The organism is Bacillus sp. MMSF_3353 (assembly GCF_030733445.1).
Lineage (GTDB): Bacteria > Bacillota > Bacilli > Bacillales > Bacillaceae_G > Bacillus_A > Bacillus_A wiedmannii.
Window position 1 is genome coordinate 134,887 of the sequence record NZ_JASHJA010000005.1, and the last position, 18,941, is coordinate 153,827.

Sequence of the window (18,941 nt, forward strand, 5' to 3'; positions counted from 1 at the left end):
AACCCCCTACTTTCATATTATAGAGGGTTATTTCAAATTAAGGTTTTGGAATACTTCTCGTTAAAGCGTATGATTGTTGTTTAACGTGATTTGTCGTCCATAGTGTTTGAAGGAAAGAGAGTATGCAATACGGGATATACAAAAGTAATAAGCTAATTGTAACAATAACAGGTGCATTTCCACCGAATTGAACGACAAATTGCAATAGTCCGCTTGCATGAAAAACGCATTCCATAATAACGAATGAAAGAATAATGGAACCTAGAATAGATTTATGATTCGAAGTAAGCGCTAAAAACAATGTATCTACAAGGAAAGAAGATTGTTTTATTTCATATTCATTGGTGTTACTTAAGAAAGGAACCCACTTTTTTATTGCTTGCATAACGATAATCATGGAAGTACTACAAACGATGATAAAAGATGAGTAGTAAGGAAGCTTTATCAATTTTGCGATGTATAGGAGTAGTAATAAGACCGAACATTGTAATAATACAGTACAAAAAGAGTACGGTATCCATTTTAATAAATAAGTGAACTTCTTAACCGATTGAGGTGCTTTAAAAAATAAATGGCCGATCCCTAAGCTGATAAAGAATCCAATCGCAAGAGTAAAGGTAAAACGAACAATCGATAAAAAATATATTTCCCATATGTAAGGGAATAACGGTGTTGAATGATTAGAAGTATGAACCATTTGATTTGCTGAGAAAAAGATAGATTCGTGCATCCAATCAATCTTTGGAATTGTCATAGAAGAAAGTTGTGCGAAGTTATGAAAAATGCTTATAAAGCCAGTTATGTATGGGTATTTATGTGTAATGAATAATGCAGGAATAGGACTAATGATAAATATAATGAGAACACCAACGATAAATTTACATATATGTGAGCGCAATAAAGACATGTAATCACCTACTCTTAGAATATTCAGAAAATTCTTATTCTTATTTTAGCTTTTTTCGGCGTAAGTTACAATATATTTTTCTTAAAGAAATTTAGTATTGTAGGGAATATAAGTGAATGAAACGTGAATAAATTATGACAAGAAAATGAATAATTTTCAGAAAAGTAAAATAAATTATTTATTTTTTTCTGAAAATATAATATAGTTATGGCACAGAAAGTATTTTAACATAAGGAGGCTGTTTATGAGGATTAAAGGGAATTATGTGCCGAAAAAGGAAGTTTTATTTTGCTCAAGTTCAATTACGATAGGGGAAGCACTGGAGCATTTAAATAAAACTGGGTATCGTTGTGTACCAGTTTTAGATGAAAAAAAAGAGAAGTATTTAGGGAATGTATACAAAGTAGATATTTTAGAATATAAAGGTTCGCTGGAAGAGAGTGTAGTACAATTATTAAACGATAAAGAAGGTTATGTTAGAGAAGATTCTTCGTTCTTTAAAGTATTTTTTACAATAAAAAAATTACCTTATTTATCAGTAGTTGATGAAAATGGAGTCTTTCTTGGAATTTTAACGCATAAAAAGGTTTTCGAGTTATTAGAAGATGCTTGGGGCGTTCATTCTAGTAAATATTCTGTCATGATTGGGACACAAGATTATAATGGGGCCATTCAAAAATTATCGACAGTATTAAAGAAATATACAGGTATCCAAAGTTTAATGACTTTTGATAATGATGCCTTATTAGTTCGGAGAATTATGTTTACATTAGGAGAAGAGTTTAACGACGGTGAATTAGAGACGTTACTGAAAGATTTAGAAGATCACGGATTTAGAGTTGTGTATGTGGAAGAGATGAAAAATCCACGCGAAGTTGAAACGATAGAGTAACATGCAAAAGCCATCTAATTATGTTGGATGGTTTTTGTTATGTTACTTGAATAAAGTTATTTAAAAATAATGATAGGATAAAAGTCGAGATTGTAACAATATTTGTGTAAAAGAATAAAAAATGTAGATAATTTTGATTTTCAAAAAAATCAATTTGAAAATATGTTTTTATTTTTCAACTAAATATGTTACTATATGTGTGATAAAAACAAAGAGGTCTGACAACTATACTCCACGCAATACCACTCTAATGAGTTAAATATTCAAAAAAATCAAAAATTAATAATTAGAGTAAAAATAAGGGGAATGGAGAAATTATGGAGAAAGACACTGCTTTGTAAGGGGCATATTTTATCAGCTTGAGCAGAGAGGAGGATGCATAGCATATTGTGAAAATAGAGATAAACAATGAAAAAGTGCTATGCAAATGAAAAGTATGAAGGGACGTTTAAGGCCAGGTGATACGGTAGCAATCGGTTTAATGTTATTTGCACTATTTTTAGGAGCAGGAAATTTAATTTTCCCACCAGTTTTAGGGCAACAAGCTGGAGAGAATGTTTGGATTGCTACAATTGGATTCCTTGTGACGGGAGTCGGATTACCCCTATTAGCTGTAACAGCTGTCGCGTTTGTAGAGGGGGACTTGAAAGCGCTATCTTCTAGAGTTCACCCAATATTCGCGTTTATTTTCCCATTGATTAGTTATTTAGCAATTGGACCATTTTTCGCGATTCCGCGTACTGGAGCCGTTTCATTTGAAATGGGTATGAAGCCATTTTTATCAGAGGCATTGGTTTCCGAATGGTACATGCTATTTCTTTTCACGATAGTTTTCTTCGGAATAACTTGGTATTTATCATTAAATCCATCTAAATTAGTGGATTGGTTCGGAAAATTTCTTACACCATTGTTAGTATTGATTGTTGCTGTTATTGTTGGAAAGGCAATTATTGATCCAATTGGAGAACCAGCTGCGCCACTAGCAGCATACAAAGAAAATGCTTTCTTTGGTGGATTTATACAAGGATATTTAACGATGGATGCAATTAGTGCGCTTGTATTTGGAATTGTCGTTGTACAAGTTATCCGTTCTAAAGGAATAAAAGAAAGTAGTCAAGTTGCAAAAATAACAGTAGTATCAGGTATTATTGCAGTACTTGGTTTAACGTTAATTTATTTATCACTTGCTTATCTTGGTTCAACAAGTACATCACTTGGTGTATCAGAGAATGGTGGACTTATTTTAACGAATGTTGTAAATGAGTTATATGGAACAAGTGGTAAAATTTTATTAGGGCTCGTTATTATACTCGCTTGTTTAACAACTTCTGTTGGATTAACATCAGCTTGTGCTGGCTTCTTTACAAACTTATTCCCTAAACTTTCGCATAAAGCGATTGTAACGATGGTATGTGTGTTTAGTTTAATTGTATCTAACCTAGGTTTAACACAATTAATCACAGTTACTTTACCAGTGTTAATGATCATTTATCCAGTTGCAATCGTATTAATCGTACTTTCTTACTTCCATAAATGGATTGGGAAGCGTAATACCATTTATATTGGAGCTATTCTAGGCGCATTGTTAATTAGTTTCTTTAACGGTTTAGAAAGTGCGAACATTAAAATTGACGCGATTTCTAACGTACTACAAATGTTACCATTATATAATGAAGGAATAGGATGGTTAATCCCATCATGTATTGGCGGGATTCTTGGTTTCTTCTTCTATAAATCAAATGAATCAAGTGAACTACAAAAGAAAGGTGCTTAGGCGCCTTTCTTTTTTTAAAGGGGATTTTATTGTTTTGTCTAAGTAATAAATGGGAGGAATGATAAAATGGCTAATTTTGAAGATTTTTTAGCTTTGGATTTACGAATTGGAACTGTAACACATGCAGAGGAATTTAAAGAAGCAAGAGTTCCAGCGATTAAACTAGAAATTGATTTTGGAGAGCTTGGAATTAAGCAGTCAAGTGCTCAAATTACGAAGAGATATACCCCAGAAGATTTAATCGGTCAGCAAATCGTTGCTGTTGTAAATTTTCCGCCAAAACGTGTAGCTGGATTTAAATCAGAAGTGCTTGTTTTAGGGGGAGTACCTGAAGCCGGTGATGTCGTATTACTTCAGCCCAATATGGAATTACCAAATGGAACGAAAATTAGTTAGTGTAAAGGCGGGGGAACATGGATATTGGACGAGAATATTTACAATGTGCCATTTCGAATTTTGAAGCAACAAAGAAACAAGGGGAACGGGTGCTTTCTCAATTATCATATGAACAGATTGAATGGTCTTCTCATGAAGCAACAAATAGTATAGCGGTTATTATAAAGCATCTGCAAGGTAATATGCGTTCTAGATGGACGGATTTTTTAACATCTGATGGTGAAAAAATAAATCGTAACCGAGACGCTGAATTTGAAGATGGTTATCATTCTAAGGAAGAGGTTCTCGCAGCATGGAATGAAGGATGGGAATATGTTTTGAAAACGATGCATGTGCTAACGCCAGAAGATTTATTACAGACGGTATATATTCGCGGTGAAGCACATACTGTCATGCAAGCAATTGAAAGACAAATTTCTCATTATGCTTTGCATATTGGACAGATTATTTACATTGGGAAGATGTTAAAAGAAAATGAGTGGGAATGTCTAAGTATTCCTAGAGGACAGTCTGCACGTTATGTAGAGAAAAAACGTTCAACATAATAATAGGAAAGAAACCGATATAAAATGGGAAATAAGAAAATCACCCAAATAATAGATGGTTCTGTAATCATAAGCATGCTGCCAAAAATAAGTCCGTATATAATAAGAAAGAAATTAAAAAGCGTATTTACAGGGATAAATCGTGAGATGAACACTTGCTGTCGTTTAAAGCAATCACTGTGAAATAAATAAAAGCGGAAGTACGATGTGGCAATAATAAGATCTTTCTTTCGCACAATTCTTTTTTTGCATGTATGACAGATGAATGGTGGTTGCATTTTATTACGCTCCATTTTTTATTTTCGTAATAACGTAAGACAAGATTAAGTGCAAGGTGTATATCCCTATATATCCTCCTGATATAAGAAAAAATGGATTTAGTAAAATTCCATGAATGCTTGTCATGAAAACTAAATCTTGTATTAAAACATCATATATATTAATAGAAATAATTGTACCGAGTACATAAAGTGCTAAGTACGCTGAAATATGTAAAGCAACACGGATTGTAGGATGCTTAGCAAGCCAATAAAAAATAAATGATAGTACAATGGGTAATGTTCCTATTAGTAGCTTCAATTCATTTCACCTCATTAACAATATAGCCGGAATTTAGACGGTCTATTCTCTAGAGCTTGTACATAACTTGAAATAGAGAGGGTGATAGTATGAATCGAGGCTTTTTTTATGTGAAGTTCACAAGTGTACGTAAGTTAGTTTTATTTATTATTACTACAGTACTAGCGACTTTTTTTCTTATTAGTATGATGGTAACCTCTATGAAAGAGACAAAGTCAACGTATTTATATAATTGGTTAAATGAGTTATCGATGAATGGTTACATGTACGTTCTTGGGAAAGAGAATCATTATTTTACACAGGAGTATCGAAATTTAAATCAAGATTTTTCAATTTCTTCGTTTCTCTTTTCTATGGCTACGAATATTCGTTTTAATGATGTACGCAGTTTTGTCGGAAAAGAGCTACCTGGTTTTGGAAAGTACGATACAGAAATTGTTATTGCGGGTGAAGGGACAAATTACTCTAACTTACCGATAGAGTCGAGCGTTCCGCTTGAAGAAGTGGTAAAAGAACGAACTGGTGAAGGTGGACAGGCTCAAAAGCCGAATACGAACAAAGAGAAAAAGCAACCGGCTCAAACAACAGGAAAAAGACAAGTTGCGCTTATTTATCATTCGCATAGTTGGGAATCTTATTTGCCGTTACTAAATTTAGCAAACGATCCAAATCCGAATAAAGCAACAAGTTCCGTCACTAATATTTCAATAGTGGGCGATCGATTTCGTGAACAATTAGAAAGTGAAGGGATAGGAGCTACTAACGACAAGACTGATGTCGGCCAAAAGTTGATTAGTAAAGGGTTAAATAGTAATAGTTCTTACAAAGTGTCACGGGAAATTGTACAAGAAGCAATGACAGGCAATAAAGAACTGCAGTACTTCTTTGACTTGCATCGTGATAGTGCTCGGAAAAATGTCACGACAAAAGCAATTGGAGATAAATCATATGCAAAGCTTGCTTTCGTAATAGGGAAAGGCAATAAAAATTATGAAAAGAACTTACAATTAGCAACAGCTCTTCATGAGGAAATTAATAAGAAATATCCAGGAGTGAGTCGTGGTGTCATTCAAAAAGGATTCCAAACAGGAAATGGTGTCTACAATCAAGACTTATCAGGACAAGCGATATTAATTGAAGTTGGTGGCGTAGATAATACGGAGGAAGAACTAAATCGATCGATTGATGCCCTTGCTAAAGCATTTGGTGAATATTTCTGGCAGGCAGAAAAGGTGAATGGATAAAATGAAACATAAATTTGTGGGAGAGTCTGAAAAAACGTGAGTGTAAAGCTTGCGTTTTTTGTCATGATGAGACGTCACAGAATAGACATAATTTGTCGTTGTTATAGTAATATCGAAATTTGTCAAATTATACTGGGAGATTTACAAAGGGATTTTCGGGAAAGTAGAGAAAATCTTTTTACAAGGAAAACTTTTTATTATAAAACGGGTAGGGTGATAGAAGTGATTAGGGAGATCAAAATAGAAGATGCAGCACCATTTTTGCAATTAAGTAAGCAATTAGATGAAGAAACGAAATTTATGCTATATGAACCAGGCGAAAGAAAATTTACAGCCGAGCAACAAGAACAAATGATTCATCGCTTTATAGAAAATGAATATGCAACAATATTCGTAGCAGTTGAAGAAGGAAGTATAGTAGGGTTTATTTTAGTGAATGGAAATCATATTCAAAGAAAGAGACATGTAGCAAGTATTGTAATTGGTATTTTGCAAGAGTATAGCGGGCGAGGTATTGGGACGAGATTGTTTAAAGAGGCTGAGAAGTGGGCAAGATTACATGATGTATGGCGTTTAGAATTAACGGTAATGGCCCACAATACAAGAGCTCAGGCACTATATAAAAAAGTTGGATTTGAGAAAGAAGGTGTCAAAAGAGCAGCTCTTATTATCGGTGGAGAGAACATCGATGAGTATGAAATGGCCAAATTATTAAAATAAGAGGTCGTTATATGAAAAAAAGATGGATACTACTTGGTATCGTAGCGATGATACTCATTGTTGGAGTAGCAGGAATCAATTATAAAATGTATAAGGATAAGCAGGCGCGCGAGGTAAATGTGAATAACATATTTCCGAAAGCGAAAGAAACGATTGCCAATATGGATGGTGATATTGCGGTAATTAGTAATCCGAATTCGATGCTTGTGCTTGTGAATAAAAGTAGACGTTTACCAGATGGATACAGACCGCCAGATTTAGTTATTCCGAAAGTGCGCTACTCAAGTGAAGGTGATCAAGAAAAGAAAAAAATGAGGAAAGAAGCAGCAGGAGCGCTAGAGGAAATGTTTCAGCAAGCTGATAAGGAGCATATTTTCTTATTTGCAGTATCGGGATTTAGATCTTTCGATCGACAAAAAGCATTAAATACGATGTATAAAAAGCAAGATGGAGCAGTAAAAACAGCGATGTCGAGTGCGGTTCCTGGTACGAGTGAACATCAAACAGGGCTTGCTATGGATATTACATCTCAAGCTGCTAAGTTTCAGCTAGAGACAATTTTTGGTGAAACGAAAGAAGGACAGTGGCTGTCTGAAAATGCCCATAAATTTGGGTTTGTAATTCGATATACAAAAGAGAAAGAATCGCTTACGGGCTATCGATATGAACCATGGCACGTAAGGTATGTGGGTAACCCACAAGCTACATATTTATATGAAAATCAACTGACGCTTGAAGAAGTAACGCAGTGAGCAATTGAGGGGAGAGAAGGATTATGACGGTGTTATATAAGAAAAAAGTACACGCATATGTGACAAGAGAAAAAGAAGGAGTTATGCAACTGCTTGTTTTTAAACATCGTGATATACCTGAAGCTGGTATACAAGTACCAGGGGGAACAGTTGACGAAGGGGAAACGTTAGAAGCAGCAATTTTACGTGAAGTACAGGAAGAGTCTGGATTACGTCATTTATGCATAGAAAGATTCCTAGCCGATTACATCATACTTGTGAAAGAGAAAAAGGAATATCAAAAGCGGCATTTTTTCCACGTAACTTTACTAACAGATGTAAAAGATGATTGGGAACATATTGTAAGTGCCGGTGAGGAAGATCAAGGGTTAGTATTTTGCTACGAATGGATTGATATTGCAAAATGCCCTGCACTAGCTGGGAAACAAGGTGAGTTTTTACATTTGTTAGATGAGGTATATGTAAAGTAATAAAAGAGTCTGAAGCGGAAATTTAATCGTTTCAGACTTTTTATTTTTCAGGAAATAAAAGGTTTTTACATTGGTAAGTTGAACTCTTTGAAAGGGATTGTAGTTGTATATGCGAGGAGCGGAGAAAATGAAAAAGTAATAGATACACGTTATCAATAAAAGCTTTTAAAGAAGGAGAATGAAGATGGAGATTCAGTTCAATGCTCGATTACAAAAAGAATTAACAATTCATGATATACAAGTAGCGATGGAAGCTGGGCAATTAACTTCAAAAGAATTAGTTATGTATTATCTTCATAGAATCGCGAAATATGATCAAGAAGGGCCAAAAATCAATTCTATTTTAGAAATCAATCCAGACGCTATTTTTATTGCAGAAGCGTTAGATTATGAAAGAAAGACAAAAGGTGGACGGGGACCATTACATGGTATACCTGTTTTACTTAAGGACAATATTGAAACGAATGACTCTATGCATACAAGTGCAGGTACGATTGCCCTGGAACAAAATATAAGTAGTGAAGATGCATTTCTCGTTACGAAACTTCGAGAAGCAGGAGCAGTAATAATAGGAAAAACAAATATGACAGAATTAGCAAATGCAATGTCTTTTGACATGTGGGCTGGATATAGTGCAAGAGGTGGACAAACAATCAATCCATATGGGACGGGCGAGGATGATATGTTTGTTGGTGGCTCTAGTACGGGGGCTGCGATTGCAGTTGCTGCTAACTTTACAGTAGTATCTGTTGGAACGGAAACGGATGCTTCTATTTTAAGCCCGGCTGTTCAAAATTCTGTAGTCGGTATTAAACCGACTGTTGGTCTAATTAGTCGTAGAGGCATTATTCCGTTCACGTATTCGCAAGATACAGCTGGTCCATTTGCTAGAACGGTTACAGACGCTGCTATTTTGCTAGGGAGTTTAACTGGGGTAGACGAGAAGGATGTAGCTACTCATAAAAGTGAAGGTATAGCAGAACATGATTATACAAAATATCTTGATGTTAACGGTTTACATGGAGCAAAGATTGGTGTATATAGCAATGCACCAAAAGATTATTATGAAACTGGTGAATATGATGAAAAATTGTTTAAGGAAACGATTGAAGTATTGCGTAGTGAGGGAGCAACAGTAGTAGAAAATATTGATATTCCGTCTTTTCATAGAGAATGGAGCTGGGGAGTATCGCTCTATGAATTAAAGCATAGTTTAGATAACTATCTTTCTAAATTACCTTCTACTATGCCAGTACATTCTATTTCAGAGTTAATGGCGTTTAATGAAAACATAGCTGAAAGAGCTTTAAAATATGGACAAACTAAGTTAGAAAGAAGAAAAGATTTTCCTAATACGTTAAGAAATCCAGAATATTTAAATGCAAGATTAGCAGATATATATTTTTCACAAGAACAAGGTATTGATTTTGCACTGAAAAAATATGATCTTGATGCGATTCTATTCCCTTCCTATATCGGCTCGACTATATGTGCGAAAGCAGGTTATCCGTCTATAGCGATACCTGCGGGATATATGGATAACGGAAGACCGTTTGGAATTACTCTTGCAAGCACTGCTTTTTCTGAGGGGACTTTGATTAAACTAGCATACGCTTTTGAACAAGCGACAAAGCATCGGAAAATCCCTAACTTATCATGAATAAAATAAATAGGACAGGAATTCCTGTCCTATTTATTTTATTCATTAAAGTGAAATATCTTTTTTCTCTGTTTTATCATATTTTAATAAGTTAAATGATAAACAAGCAGAGCACAATATAAGGATAGAAGCGAGAATATAAATAGTACGAACACCGAACAGGTCGGTAATAATGCCAACGCTAAGCATAGAAAGACCAGAAGCTGTTGAAAGAAGTGCGCCGTGTGCTGTATACATTTTGGATAATAAAGAAGGAGCAACGCTGGATTGTAAAACCGTCGTTTGAGAAATATCTCTAATTTGATAACATGGCCCCATTAGAACGCATAGAAAAAGCGCAATAAACCCGCTACTTGTCATACCATATAAAAATGTAAGAATACTAAACATAAGGGAGCCTATCGCCATGGAGCGTATTAAATTGTTTTGAATGTATGTACTCATTTTCCACGCTAATATCCCGCCAATTAACGTCCCCGCATAATAACTTGTGTTAATATATCCCCACCATTCTTCTCCTTTATGAAGGACAGTTGTTACATAAGCCATCGTAATAGCGCCGATCCATATCGTCCCTGCGAAAGTCTCAATTAAGTCCATACATGTAACGGTACGGAGAGAGGGGTTCTGAAATAAGAGTTTCCAACCTTCCAGTAAAGCAGCGCCTTTTGAAGAAGAAGGTTCAATTACTCGTTCAGTATGTATGGAACGTAATGAAACGTGTAGTGCAACACACCCAAAAATCATCAAAATGTTATTCATCATGAGTGTAGAAGTAGCACCGATAAGAAGAACTATAACACTTGTAAATGAATAAGCAGCGGCTTGCGCAATTTGTGTGGAAAAGGAAAAAATACTATTTACTTTTACTAATTGTTCTTTTCGTGTAAGGCGAGGAAGGATACCGTATAATAACGGTGCGCTCCAGCCGCTACATAAAGAAATGAAAAAAATGAAAATGAATAGTGTTACAACGTTTGAGGAAAGGGCTGGGAATAATATCATTAATAAAAATAATAGAACAGTTTTTGTCCATTGTAGTGTGAAAAGTAAGGAATAAGATGAAAAACGATTCATGATAAGTGGTGCAGATGTATTTGCTATAAGATTAGTTATGACTTGTACTAATGGAAAAAGCGCGGTTAATGTAGCTGATTTCGTTGTGATATACATATGAGTTGTAATAATCATGATGTATACGATGTCAGCGAGAGTAATGCATATTTTAGAGCCTAAATAGTAAATTAGTGAACGATTTTGCAATAAGTACACAACCTTCCTGAGGAAAAACCTTCCAATAGTTAGAATAATTATAATTTGAAAGTTGGAATTGTGAAAGAATTTAATTTTTTGTCATTTTTTGAAAGGGAATGTCATGTATAATGAAGAATATATTAATATAGTATTTTATTGATGCTTTTTATAACAGTGAATATGTACAATAGCTTGTAGTAAATGCCCCGGTATAAGAAAGGGCGGATAAACCATTCTTTTCTTCATATACATATAGAAAATGAGAAAGAAAGCGAGGGTTGCATATGGCTGCTTGGGTAATTTGGTTTATAATAGCTGGTATTTTATTTATTGCGGAACTGTTGTCGATTACGTTTTATATGCTTTGGCTTGGAATTGGAGCTGTTGTCGGAGGTCTAATTGCTTTGTTTGCCCCTGAAGCACTACTGTTACAAGTTGTTGCTGGTGCGATTGTAAGTTTAACATTGACTTTCTTTACGAAAAGAATTTCAAAAAACTTTCGAGAAGCAAAAGGGTTTACTGATACAGTAGATTTGCTTGTCGGTAAAAAAGGCATTGTTATGCAAGCGATTACAAATGAAGCGAATGGTATTGTGAAGGTGGATGGAGATACTTGGACAGCTATTGCAGATGATCCAATTGATGTTGGAGAAAAAGTTATTGTTATAAAGAGGAATAGTACTATATTACAAGTTAAAAAGGAGAGTGAATAAATATGGCAGTAGCATTAACATTAACGATTATTTTAGCACTAATTGTTGTTACATTTATCGCGTTAACAATTAAAATTATTCCACAGCAAAAAGTTGGAGTCGTTGAAAGATTTGGTAAGTTTCAACGTGTTATGCAGCCAGGATTAAATTTATTAATCCCGATTGTAGATCGAGTTCGTGTATATCATGACTTACGTATTCAACAAACGAATGTACCACCGCAAAAGGTAATTACGAAAGATAATGTACAAGTAGAGATTGATACAATTATTTTCTATCAAATTGTGGAACCGGAACTTGCGACATATGGTATTTCAAACTATGAATATGGTGTTCGTAACATTACTTCTGCAACGATGCGTCAAATCATTGGTAATATGGAACTGGATGAAACGTTATCAGGTCGTGAAAAAATTTCAACAGAAATTCGCTTAGCACTTGATGAAGCAACAGAAAAATGGGGCGTTCGTATTGAACGTGTTGAAGTTGTTGATATTAATCCGCCGAAAGATGTGCAAGCATCAATGGAAAAACAAATGAAAGCAGAGCGTAATAAACGTGCGATCATTTTAGAAGCTGAAGCTGCAAAACAAGATAAAGTTCTTCGTGCTGAAGGTGAAAAGCAAAGTAAAATCTTAATGGCTGAAGGTGATAAAGAAGCACGTATTCGAGAAGCTGAAGGTATAAAGGAAGCAAAAGAATTAGAAGCGCAAGGGGAAGCAAGAGCGATTGAGGAAATTGCAAAAGCAGAACAAAATCGGATTGAATTACTTCGTGCAGCAGATTTAGATGAACGCGTACTTGCTTATAAATCATTTGAATCATTGATTGAGGTTGCAAAAGGGCCAGCAAATAAAGTCTTTATTCCATCTAATGCAATTGAGACGCTTGGTACTCTCGGGGCCATTGGAGAAATCTTTAAAGAAAAACAAGCGAAGAAATTGCCTTCTTCAGATACACAAAAAGAACAATAAGAGTGAAAAAGAGAAATGGAATGCCGTTTCTCTTTTTGTTTTTATCTAGATAAAAAATATTAGCCTCTTTGCTACTATGAAGATGGATTTTCTTTTCACTTTTAAAAGAATTATAAGTTTAGAGTGCTTGTAATTGTTAAGTGGAATAACTCGTTTATTAAAACGGGTTGAACAACTGTACAGTAATATATTTTTGTAATAGAAAATTCAGAGTATGATATAATGGGATTTTGTGGATATTAAACGAGGGAGTGGAGAAAAAATGCAAATACTGCTAATACGCCACGGAGAATCAGAAGCTGATATCTTAAACGTACATGAAGGGCGAGCTGACTTTGAATTAACAGAAAAAGGAAGACAGCAAGTGCAAAGGCTTGTACAGAAAGTGAAAGCAGATTTTCCACCAGATTTCATTTGGGCAAGTACATTAAAGCGTGCTCGTGAAACTGGTGAAACGTTAGCTGAAGGAATTGGATGCCCAATTCAACTAGAAGAGGAATTAATGGAGTTTAATAACGGAGTGCAAGCAGGCTTATCTTTTGAAGAAGCAAAGAAATATCCAGAGCCAAAGTTTCTTCATGACCGTTTTGAAAATGGGGAATCATTTATTGAATTTAGAATGAGAATAGAAGGAATCTTTTCTAAAATCGTGACAGAGAATACGTATGAACGGATAGCAATCGTTGCACACGGTGGTGTAATAAATAGTCTATTACGTGCGTTTTTCAAAATGCCCATTTCAATGGACTATTATTTTAAAATGGGAGATACGGGAATAAGCTTAATTGAAATTGATGGCGAACAAAAAACGGTACATTTCATTAATGATACGAATCATTTGGACGGGATGTAAAGACCCGTGTACAAAGTAGTGTTTTTTGATGTTGACGGTACGCTTTTAAGTGAGATTGATAGAAGTATGCACGAAAGTACAAAAGAAGCGATACAAAGATTAATAGATAAAGGAATTCACGTAGTTGTTACAACAGGGAGACCATATAGCTTATGTTCACAATTTAAAGAGCTGGGCATACATACAATTATTTCTGCAAATGGTGCACATATTAAGTGTGGGGAAACAGTTCTACATAAATCGGTACTTTCAAGTGAAATCGTTCATGATATCTCAGAGTTTGCAGAATTACATGGTCACGGCGTTTCTTATTTTACTGAGGATTTTACAATGAACGGAATAGCCTCAGATAATGAGCGTGTAATGCAAGCACTTAGCGAGACGTTAAATTTAGGGGAGTACCCTGAAAAAAGCAAGGATTTGTCTGAAGAGATCTATTGTTTATGTTTGTATGCGGATGAAATAGAATCTCAAAAATTTATTGAAAAATACCCAATGTTTACATTCGACCGTTTTCATGGTTATGTCATAAATGTATTGGAAGATAATAAAGTATCGAAGCTCACCGCAATTCAAAAAGTATTGGATCACTTAAACATTTGTAAATCAGAAGCAATTGCTTTTGGTGACGGTGGAAACGATATTGAGATGTTGCAATATGTAGGATTAGGAATTGCGATGGGGAATGGCGGAGAAGTAATAAAAACAAAAGCTGATTTCGTTACAAAGAAGGCGAGTGAAGGTGGTATTTTATTTGCTTTAGAGAAGTTTCATGTCGTCTAACATACCTTTATTGGAATAAAGGTATGTTAGGATCTTTAATGTGCTCGCACAATAAAATATGAATTTGCCCACGATGATGATAAAAGTGTGCAACAATTTCAAGCAACCATTCAAAACGGGAATAAGAAATACCCCAATAAGCAGTCTTAATTTCCGCTAATTCTTCATTGGAATAGGATAAAAAAATTTTAGAAAGTACATCGTAGCCCTGTAGCATCGTTTTTTGCATTTGCGTAATTGTTTCGGGTGTTTGTTCTTTATAGAAAGTGTGTAGTTGTTTTTCAGTACTACCATTTAAAATGAGTAAATCCGCATGGCAAATCAGAGAAAGGTGTGCACACATTTCAAATAAAGCTCGCTTCGAGTGAATTGGTTGTATTTTTAAACTATCTTCATTATATTGGTTAAGCATTTGAATAGAAGTATCAACAGCAACTTGTAGTTGATGCAATGCAGATTGTACAAACATTGTAATTCTCCTCTTCTCCGTATATAATAGTTTCTTAAGGGTATTATATCATACTCAAAATTCCGAAAATTCTAGTAGTTTGACTAGCATATTGAAAAGTATTATATTGTAAAAGGTCATATGAAACGTGAAATAGAATGGAATGCAATTATTGAGTTAGGAGTTAGACCAATGAGTTTGAAATATGGAAGAGATACAATTATTGAAGTTGACTTAAATGCAGTAAAACATAATGTAAAAGAATTTAAAAAACGTGTGAATGATGAAAATATTGCAATGATGGCTGCTGTAAAAGCAAATGGGTATGGTCACGGGGCGGTTGAAGTTGCGAAAGCTGCTATTGAAGTAGGAATAGATCAGCTTGCAGTTGCATTTGTAGATGAAGCGATAGAGTTAAGAGAAGCAGGAATTAACGTGCCGATTTTAATTTTAGGTTATACATCAGTAGCAGCTGCGGAAGAGGCAATTCAATATGACGTTATGATGACTGTTTATAGAAGTGAAGATTTACAAGGTATAAATGAAATCGCAAACCGTCTTCAAAAGAAAGCGCAAATTCAAGTGAAAATTGATACAGGAATGAGTCGTATCGGTTTACAAGAAGAAGAGGTTAAACCATTTTTAGAAGAATTAAACCGTATGGAGTATGTAGAGGTAGTAGGAATGTTTACACATTACTCTACGGCAGATGAAATTGATAAATCATATACGAATATGCAAACAAGTTTATTTGAGAAAGCTGTCAATGCAGCAAAAGAATTAGGAATTCATATTCCATATATTCATAGTTCAAATAGTGCAGGTTCAATGGAGCTTAGCAATACATTTCAAAATATGGTTCGTGTAGGTATTGGAATATATGGAATGTATCCTTCAAAAGAGGTAGATCATGCAGTCGTTTCTTTACAGCCTGCGTTGTCATTAAAATCAAAAGTAGCTCATATTAAACATGCGAAGAAGAATCGCGGTGTAAGTTATGGGAATACGTATGTAACGACTGGTGAAGAATGGATTGCAACTGTACCGATTGGCTATGCTGATGGATATAATCGTCAGTTATCTAATAAAGGGCATGCATTAATAAATGGAGTTCGAGTACCTGTTATTGGCCGTGTTTGTATGGATCAACTTATGTTAGACGTTTCAAAAGCAATGCCAGTACAAGTTGGGGATGAAGTAGTATTCTACGGTAAACAAGGTGAAGAAGAAATTGCGGTAGAAGAAGTAGCGGATATGTTAGGTACAATTAACTATGAAGTTACTTGTATGTTAGACAGAAGAATCCCGCGAGTGTATAAAGAAAATAATGAAACGGCTGCTGTCGTAAATATACTAAGAAAGAACTGAATCGTTATGATTCAGTTTTTTTATTTTTGACAAATGAAAAATGTTCTGTTTGTACCGTGTAATTGAATGTTCTTAAAACCTACAGATTCCAATGAAGAAATTATTTCTTCATTGGAATAACAAGCTTCCTCAAAAGAAAAGTCACTTCTTTTCCAATTATTATCTATGTCATGTTGAAATAGTATAAAGTTCATTTCTGCTTTTTTATTTTCTTTATCATATGTAGAATCAATTGTACATACATATTCTTCCGCTGAAATATGAAATGAAGCAATCCAATTTTCAAGAAAACATTTCTCCATATTCATATCAAATACGAATGTACCTTCGCTATGTAATACGGAGTAAACATTATGAAAAACATTTTTTAATTCATCTAATTTTAAAATATGGTTTAAGCTATCGCCAGTAGAGATAACATAGTGAAATTGCTCATTTATATTGAAATAACGAGCATCATCGACGATAAAGGTTGCGTCTGGCGCGTTTTGACGTGCGTATTCAATCATTTGAGCAGAACCATCTATTCCAGTTACTAAAAAAGTATTATCAATTAATTTCTTAGTAAGGTGACCAGTCCCGCAGCAAAGATCTAAAATATGAGAATGTGGTGGTGCATATTGTAAAACGAGTTTTTCCAAAAGTAGATAGGAGTGTTCAGCATAATGCCCCCAATGTTTATTATAAATGGATGCGAAAATATCATAATCAGAATAAATTAGTTTTTTACACATATGTATTCACCTCAAGATTCATTACATTATAATAGTCATGCTTCTTTTTCATTTCAAAACCACATTGTGTATATAGTTTTAAAGCGTGGTTATTTTTCGTTTCGACGTCTAATTCAATTGTTGAAATTCCTTTTGTAATAAGGGTATGTACCATATAACTAAGAATATCTTTTCCGTATCCTTTATCTTGATAAGAAGGATGAACGGCGAATCCTGATAGTGTAGTAGATTGTTCTTGCTCAGAAACTGTAATCGTTCCTATCACTTTTTCGTCGATAAGAGCACAGTAAACTTGATAGGAAGGGGAATTCATCATTTTTTGTAACCATGTAGCGGTATTTTTGCTGAATCTCCAAAAGCTTTACTAGAAATTTCAATAAGATCAAGAAGTGACCCTGAAGATGCAAGAGTAAGCTGTATAGAATTCTTTGTTGTTTTTTGAACTTCTTTAGCTTTGAAATCCATACTATATTCACTATATAAATAAGGTAACTTCATATGTCTTGCAAATTCTTTCCCAGAAGCAGAATCCCCATTCATAATAAGAAGAGCTTCATCTGCCGCTCTTATTCGTATTTCTTTCATTGCGGTTTGTAAAAGAGTAGTGCCTATATGTTGTTTCCTATAGTTCGGATGAACAAACCCTATTAACTCCAGTTTTGTCGGTCTTTCAAAATCATACATACTTAATGCACCGATTAATTGAGTATTATCATAAAATAGGAAATCATATACCTCTTCATTATTGCGAGCAGTTAAAAAGTTTATATGTAAATCTGATGAGTAATCAATTTGATCGTGTTGCCCACAAATATGAGCTAAATCTTTCATTTGCTGAATTTCGTTTGCTATTAAAGATTTCTTTTGTTCAATATTCATTTCATAACCCCTCTCATTCGTATTTAAAAATAGGATGGATGACTAAGCCACTTTTTTAACTCCACACTGCCCTGAACAGATAATAACCGGTACAAATATCGATAGGGAGGTCTACATTCTGCAAGATGAGGAAGGGGCATAATGGTTTCGTAACCTTGTTTAAAAGCATGTGCCTCTTTTTCTGTAAACACATATTCTAAGCCTATAAAATCAAACTCCCGGGGAGCAACGGCATAGGCTTCTGTATCTACTAATCCCGTAATAGTTGTACCATCTGATAAAAACTGAGTAGGGTCCATATCAATTAAAACGAGCGTTGATTCCTTTGGTGCTGGTAAGGAAGAAAGTTGTGATTCAAAAGTAGGAAATGCATTTTGTATGCTTTCATTATCGGAATAAAACATATTCACAAGCTCTTTACTCACATTTAAAATGTGTGATTGGAATTCATCTAGTGTAATTTGGAAGGAACCTGACACATTTCCTATGTAATCGGCTTTAAATGTATGTATTTCTGCAAGCCCTTTTCCTAGACTGAATAAAATAGAATCTGGTTGCCCGATAAAAGATTGAACTGTGTTACCTACTAACTTTTCGGCTACAACGAATTCACGGCCATTTAAAATATGTTTTTCTAATATTGTTGGGATAGGAAGATTAGTATGTTCTTGCAGCAATGTATGTACAGCTTTTAAATGATGTACGTTCCTTGGATCAATTCCAAATAGGTTTTTACATCCCCACCAAAAATCATTATTTGGCTCTTCATTCATTTTAGAAGAACGAACGATGACTTCTGCATCTTCTGTTCGGACGAGAAACACATCGCTTGCATGGTCTTCATAACCTGGGTGTAAAGCTTGAATAGATAAAATAGGTGAAGTGAATAGTTGTTGTAGCATGAAGTTACCTCTTTTTCTGTAAATTCTATAAATTCATTATATAACAGAATATGTTCCAAGTGGATAATGATGAGGACAACTTAGAACTTAAATA

21 protein-coding genes and 1 pseudogene are annotated in these 18,941 nt (G+C 34.5%); 14 read left to right on the forward strand and 8 right to left on the reverse strand.

What is annotated here, in order from left to right; translation table 11 throughout:
• Positions 1–37: 37 nt before the first annotated feature.
• Positions 38–907 (reverse strand): hypothetical protein, encoded by an 870-nt coding sequence (locus RBB48_RS14185; RefSeq protein ID WP_097906687.1) that lies wholly within the window; start codon positions 905–907, stop codon positions 38–40.
• A gap of 244 nt (positions 908–1,151) precedes the next feature.
• Between RBB48_RS14185 and cbpA the strand changes: the two genes are divergently transcribed.
• The 4 genes from cbpA (at position 1,152) to RBB48_RS14205 (ending at position 4,514) form a co-directional block, all read left to right on the forward strand.
• Entirely contained in the window at positions 1,152–1,799 is a 648-nt protein-coding gene (cbpA, locus tag RBB48_RS14190) for a cyclic di-AMP binding protein CbpA (protein WP_088063119.1), read from the forward strand.
• Between the two features lie 436 nt (positions 1,800–2,235).
• Positions 2,236–3,573: a branched-chain amino acid transport system II carrier protein BrnQ4 gene (brnQ4, locus tag RBB48_RS14195; protein ID WP_395940407.1), complete on the forward strand. Its 1,338-nt coding sequence runs from the start codon at positions 2,236–2,238 to the stop codon at positions 3,571–3,573.
• A 66-nt stretch (positions 3,574–3,639) separates the two neighbouring features.
• Positions 3,640–3,969, forward strand: coding sequence for a chaperone CsaA (gene csaA / locus RBB48_RS14200; RefSeq protein WP_046954946.1), 330 nt, complete (start codon positions 3,640–3,642; stop codon positions 3,967–3,969).
• A 17-nt stretch (positions 3,970–3,986) separates the two neighbouring features.
• Positions 3,987–4,514, forward strand: a complete 528-nt coding sequence (locus tag RBB48_RS14205; protein ID WP_088063120.1) for a DUF1572 domain-containing protein — start codon at positions 3,987–3,989, stop codon at positions 4,512–4,514.
• On the opposite strand, the gene RBB48_RS14210 is transcribed toward RBB48_RS14205, so the two are convergent.
• Both RBB48_RS14210 and RBB48_RS14215 read right to left on the reverse strand, forming a co-directional pair.
• Positions 4,487–4,792, reverse strand: a complete 306-nt coding sequence (locus RBB48_RS14210; protein WP_048543104.1) for a hypothetical protein — start codon at positions 4,790–4,792, stop codon at positions 4,487–4,489. The genes RBB48_RS14205 and RBB48_RS14210 overlap by 28 nt on opposite strands.
• 4 nt (positions 4,793–4,796) lie before the next feature.
• Positions 4,797–5,093, reverse strand: a complete 297-nt coding sequence (locus RBB48_RS14215) for a hypothetical protein (protein ID WP_088609014.1) — start codon at positions 5,091–5,093, stop codon at positions 4,797–4,799.
• Between the two features lie 89 nt (positions 5,094–5,182).
• Here RBB48_RS14215 and spoIIP point away from each other — a divergent pair, with 89 nt between their 5' ends.
• The 5 genes from spoIIP to RBB48_RS14240 all read left to right on the forward strand — a co-directional run bounded on the left by spoIIP (position 5,183) and on the right by RBB48_RS14240 (position 9,939).
• Entirely contained in the window at positions 5,183–6,337 is a 1,155-nt protein-coding gene (gene spoIIP, locus RBB48_RS14220) for a stage II sporulation protein SpoIIP (RefSeq protein ID WP_088609015.1), read from the forward strand.
• Between the two features lie 222 nt (positions 6,338–6,559).
• Complete coding sequence (locus RBB48_RS14225) at positions 6,560–7,057, forward strand: GNAT family N-acetyltransferase (RefSeq protein ID WP_141542753.1); 498 nt, start codon at positions 6,560–6,562, stop codon at positions 7,055–7,057.
• Positions 7,058–7,068: 11 nt separating this feature from the next.
• Positions 7,069–7,809 (forward strand): M15 family metallopeptidase, encoded by a 741-nt coding sequence (locus tag RBB48_RS14230; RefSeq protein WP_088609016.1) that lies wholly within the window; start codon positions 7,069–7,071, stop codon positions 7,807–7,809.
• Between the two features lie 23 nt (positions 7,810–7,832).
• Positions 7,833–8,279 (forward strand): NUDIX hydrolase, encoded by a 447-nt coding sequence (locus RBB48_RS14235; RefSeq protein WP_076537077.1) that lies wholly within the window; start codon positions 7,833–7,835, stop codon positions 8,277–8,279.
• Positions 8,280–8,463: 184 nt separating this feature from the next.
• Complete coding sequence (locus RBB48_RS14240) at positions 8,464–9,939, forward strand: amidase family protein (protein WP_097906684.1); 1,476 nt, start codon at positions 8,464–8,466, stop codon at positions 9,937–9,939.
• A gap of 45 nt (positions 9,940–9,984) precedes the next feature.
• Here RBB48_RS14240 and RBB48_RS14245 read toward each other — a convergent pair whose 3' ends face one another.
• Entirely contained in the window at positions 9,985–11,202 is a 1,218-nt protein-coding gene (locus RBB48_RS14245; protein WP_141542754.1) for an MFS transporter, read from the reverse strand.
• A gap of 275 nt (positions 11,203–11,477) precedes the next feature.
• Between RBB48_RS14245 and RBB48_RS14250 the strand changes: the two genes are divergently transcribed.
• The 4 genes from RBB48_RS14250 to RBB48_RS14265 all read left to right on the forward strand — a co-directional run bounded on the left by RBB48_RS14250 (position 11,478) and on the right by RBB48_RS14265 (position 14,516).
• Positions 11,478–11,906 carry an NfeD family protein gene (locus RBB48_RS14250; protein WP_087982739.1) on the forward strand — a complete coding sequence of 143 codons (429 nt, stop codon included), beginning with the start codon at positions 11,478–11,480 and terminating at the stop codon, positions 11,904–11,906.
• 2 nt (positions 11,907–11,908) lie between these two features.
• A complete protein-coding gene (locus RBB48_RS14255; RefSeq protein ID WP_088063126.1) occupies positions 11,909–12,880 on the forward strand; it encodes an SPFH domain-containing protein in 972 nt (323 codons plus the stop codon).
• A 262-nt stretch (positions 12,881–13,142) separates the two neighbouring features.
• Positions 13,143–13,733: a histidine phosphatase family protein gene (locus tag RBB48_RS14260; RefSeq protein WP_033656322.1), complete on the forward strand. Its 591-nt coding sequence runs from the start codon at positions 13,143–13,145 to the stop codon at positions 13,731–13,733.
• A 6-nt stretch (positions 13,734–13,739) separates the two neighbouring features.
• The gene (locus tag RBB48_RS14265) at positions 13,740–14,516 is read left to right on the forward strand and encodes a Cof-type HAD-IIB family hydrolase (RefSeq protein WP_306007782.1); all 777 of its coding nucleotides are present in this window, start codon (positions 13,740–13,742) and stop codon (positions 14,514–14,516) included.
• Positions 14,517–14,523: 7 nt separating this feature from the next.
• Here the strand turns inward: RBB48_RS14265 and RBB48_RS14270 are convergent, their stop codons facing one another.
• The gene (locus tag RBB48_RS14270; RefSeq protein WP_097889430.1) at positions 14,524–14,985 is read right to left on the reverse strand and encodes a DinB family protein; all 462 of its coding nucleotides are present in this window, start codon (positions 14,983–14,985) and stop codon (positions 14,524–14,526) included.
• Positions 14,986–15,156: 171 nt separating this feature from the next.
• On the opposite strand from RBB48_RS14270, the gene alr reads away from it, so the two are divergent.
• Positions 15,157–16,332: an alanine racemase gene (alr, locus tag RBB48_RS14275; RefSeq protein WP_033662679.1), complete on the forward strand. Its 1,176-nt coding sequence runs from the start codon at positions 15,157–15,159 to the stop codon at positions 16,330–16,332.
• Positions 16,333–16,352: 20 nt separating this feature from the next.
• On the opposite strand, the gene RBB48_RS14280 is transcribed toward alr, so the two are convergent.
• The 3 genes and pseudogenes from RBB48_RS14280 to RBB48_RS14290 form a co-directional block, all read right to left on the reverse strand.
• Positions 16,353–17,066: a class I SAM-dependent methyltransferase gene (locus RBB48_RS14280; RefSeq protein ID WP_097889431.1), complete on the reverse strand. Its 714-nt coding sequence runs from the start codon at positions 17,064–17,066 to the stop codon at positions 16,353–16,355.
• A pseudogene (locus RBB48_RS14285) lies at positions 17,059–17,945 on the reverse strand (GNAT family N-acetyltransferase). The gene RBB48_RS14280 and the pseudogene RBB48_RS14285 overlap by 8 nt, the downstream one beginning before the upstream one ends.
• Before the next feature lie 23 nt (positions 17,946–17,968).
• Complete coding sequence (locus RBB48_RS14290) at positions 17,969–18,847, reverse strand: protein kinase family protein (protein ID WP_097906682.1); 879 nt, start codon at positions 18,845–18,847, stop codon at positions 17,969–17,971.
• Positions 18,848–18,941: the final 94 nt, after the last annotated feature.

Excerpts from the sequence above, each read along its gene's own strand:
- spoIIP (WP_088609015.1), top strand. The coding sequence starts at position 5,183 with ATGAATCGAGGCTTTTTTTATGTGAAGTTCACAAGTGTACGTAAGTTA.
- RBB48_RS14280 (WP_097889431.1), bottom strand. The coding sequence starts at position 17,066 with ATGTGTAAAAAACTAATTTATTCTGATTATGATATTTTCGCATCCATT.
- csaA (WP_046954946.1), top strand. The coding sequence starts at position 3,640 with ATGGCTAATTTTGAAGATTTTTTAGCTTTGGATTTACGAATTGGAACT.
- RBB48_RS14235 (WP_076537077.1), top strand. The coding sequence starts at position 7,833 with ATGACGGTGTTATATAAGAAAAAAGTACACGCATATGTGACAAGAGAA.
- brnQ4 (WP_395940407.1), top strand. The coding sequence starts at position 2,236 with ATGAAGGGACGTTTAAGGCCAGGTGATACGGTAGCAATCGGTTTAATG.
- RBB48_RS14230 (WP_088609016.1), top strand. The coding sequence starts at position 7,069 with ATGAAAAAAAGATGGATACTACTTGGTATCGTAGCGATGATACTCATT.
- RBB48_RS14240 (WP_097906684.1), top strand. The coding sequence starts at position 8,464 with ATGGAGATTCAGTTCAATGCTCGATTACAAAAAGAATTAACAATTCAT.
- alr (WP_033662679.1), top strand. The coding sequence starts at position 15,157 with ATGAGTTTGAAATATGGAAGAGATACAATTATTGAAGTTGACTTAAAT.
- RBB48_RS14205 (WP_088063120.1), top strand. The coding sequence starts at position 3,987 with ATGGATATTGGACGAGAATATTTACAATGTGCCATTTCGAATTTTGAA.
- RBB48_RS14260 (WP_033656322.1), top strand. The coding sequence starts at position 13,143 with ATGCAAATACTGCTAATACGCCACGGAGAATCAGAAGCTGATATCTTA.
- RBB48_RS14250 (WP_087982739.1), top strand. The coding sequence starts at position 11,478 with ATGGCTGCTTGGGTAATTTGGTTTATAATAGCTGGTATTTTATTTATT.
- cbpA (WP_088063119.1), top strand. The coding sequence starts at position 1,152 with ATGAGGATTAAAGGGAATTATGTGCCGAAAAAGGAAGTTTTATTTTGC.
- RBB48_RS14270 (WP_097889430.1), bottom strand. The coding sequence starts at position 14,985 with ATGTTTGTACAATCTGCATTGCATCAACTACAAGTTGCTGTTGATACT.
- RBB48_RS14210 (WP_048543104.1), bottom strand. The coding sequence starts at position 4,792 with ATGCAACCACCATTCATCTGTCATACATGCAAAAAAAGAATTGTGCGA.
- RBB48_RS14255 (WP_088063126.1), top strand. The coding sequence starts at position 11,909 with ATGGCAGTAGCATTAACATTAACGATTATTTTAGCACTAATTGTTGTT.
- RBB48_RS14185 (WP_097906687.1), bottom strand. The coding sequence starts at position 907 with ATGTCTTTATTGCGCTCACATATATGTAAATTTATCGTTGGTGTTCTC.
- RBB48_RS14290 (WP_097906682.1), bottom strand. The coding sequence starts at position 18,847 with ATGCTACAACAACTATTCACTTCACCTATTTTATCTATTCAAGCTTTA.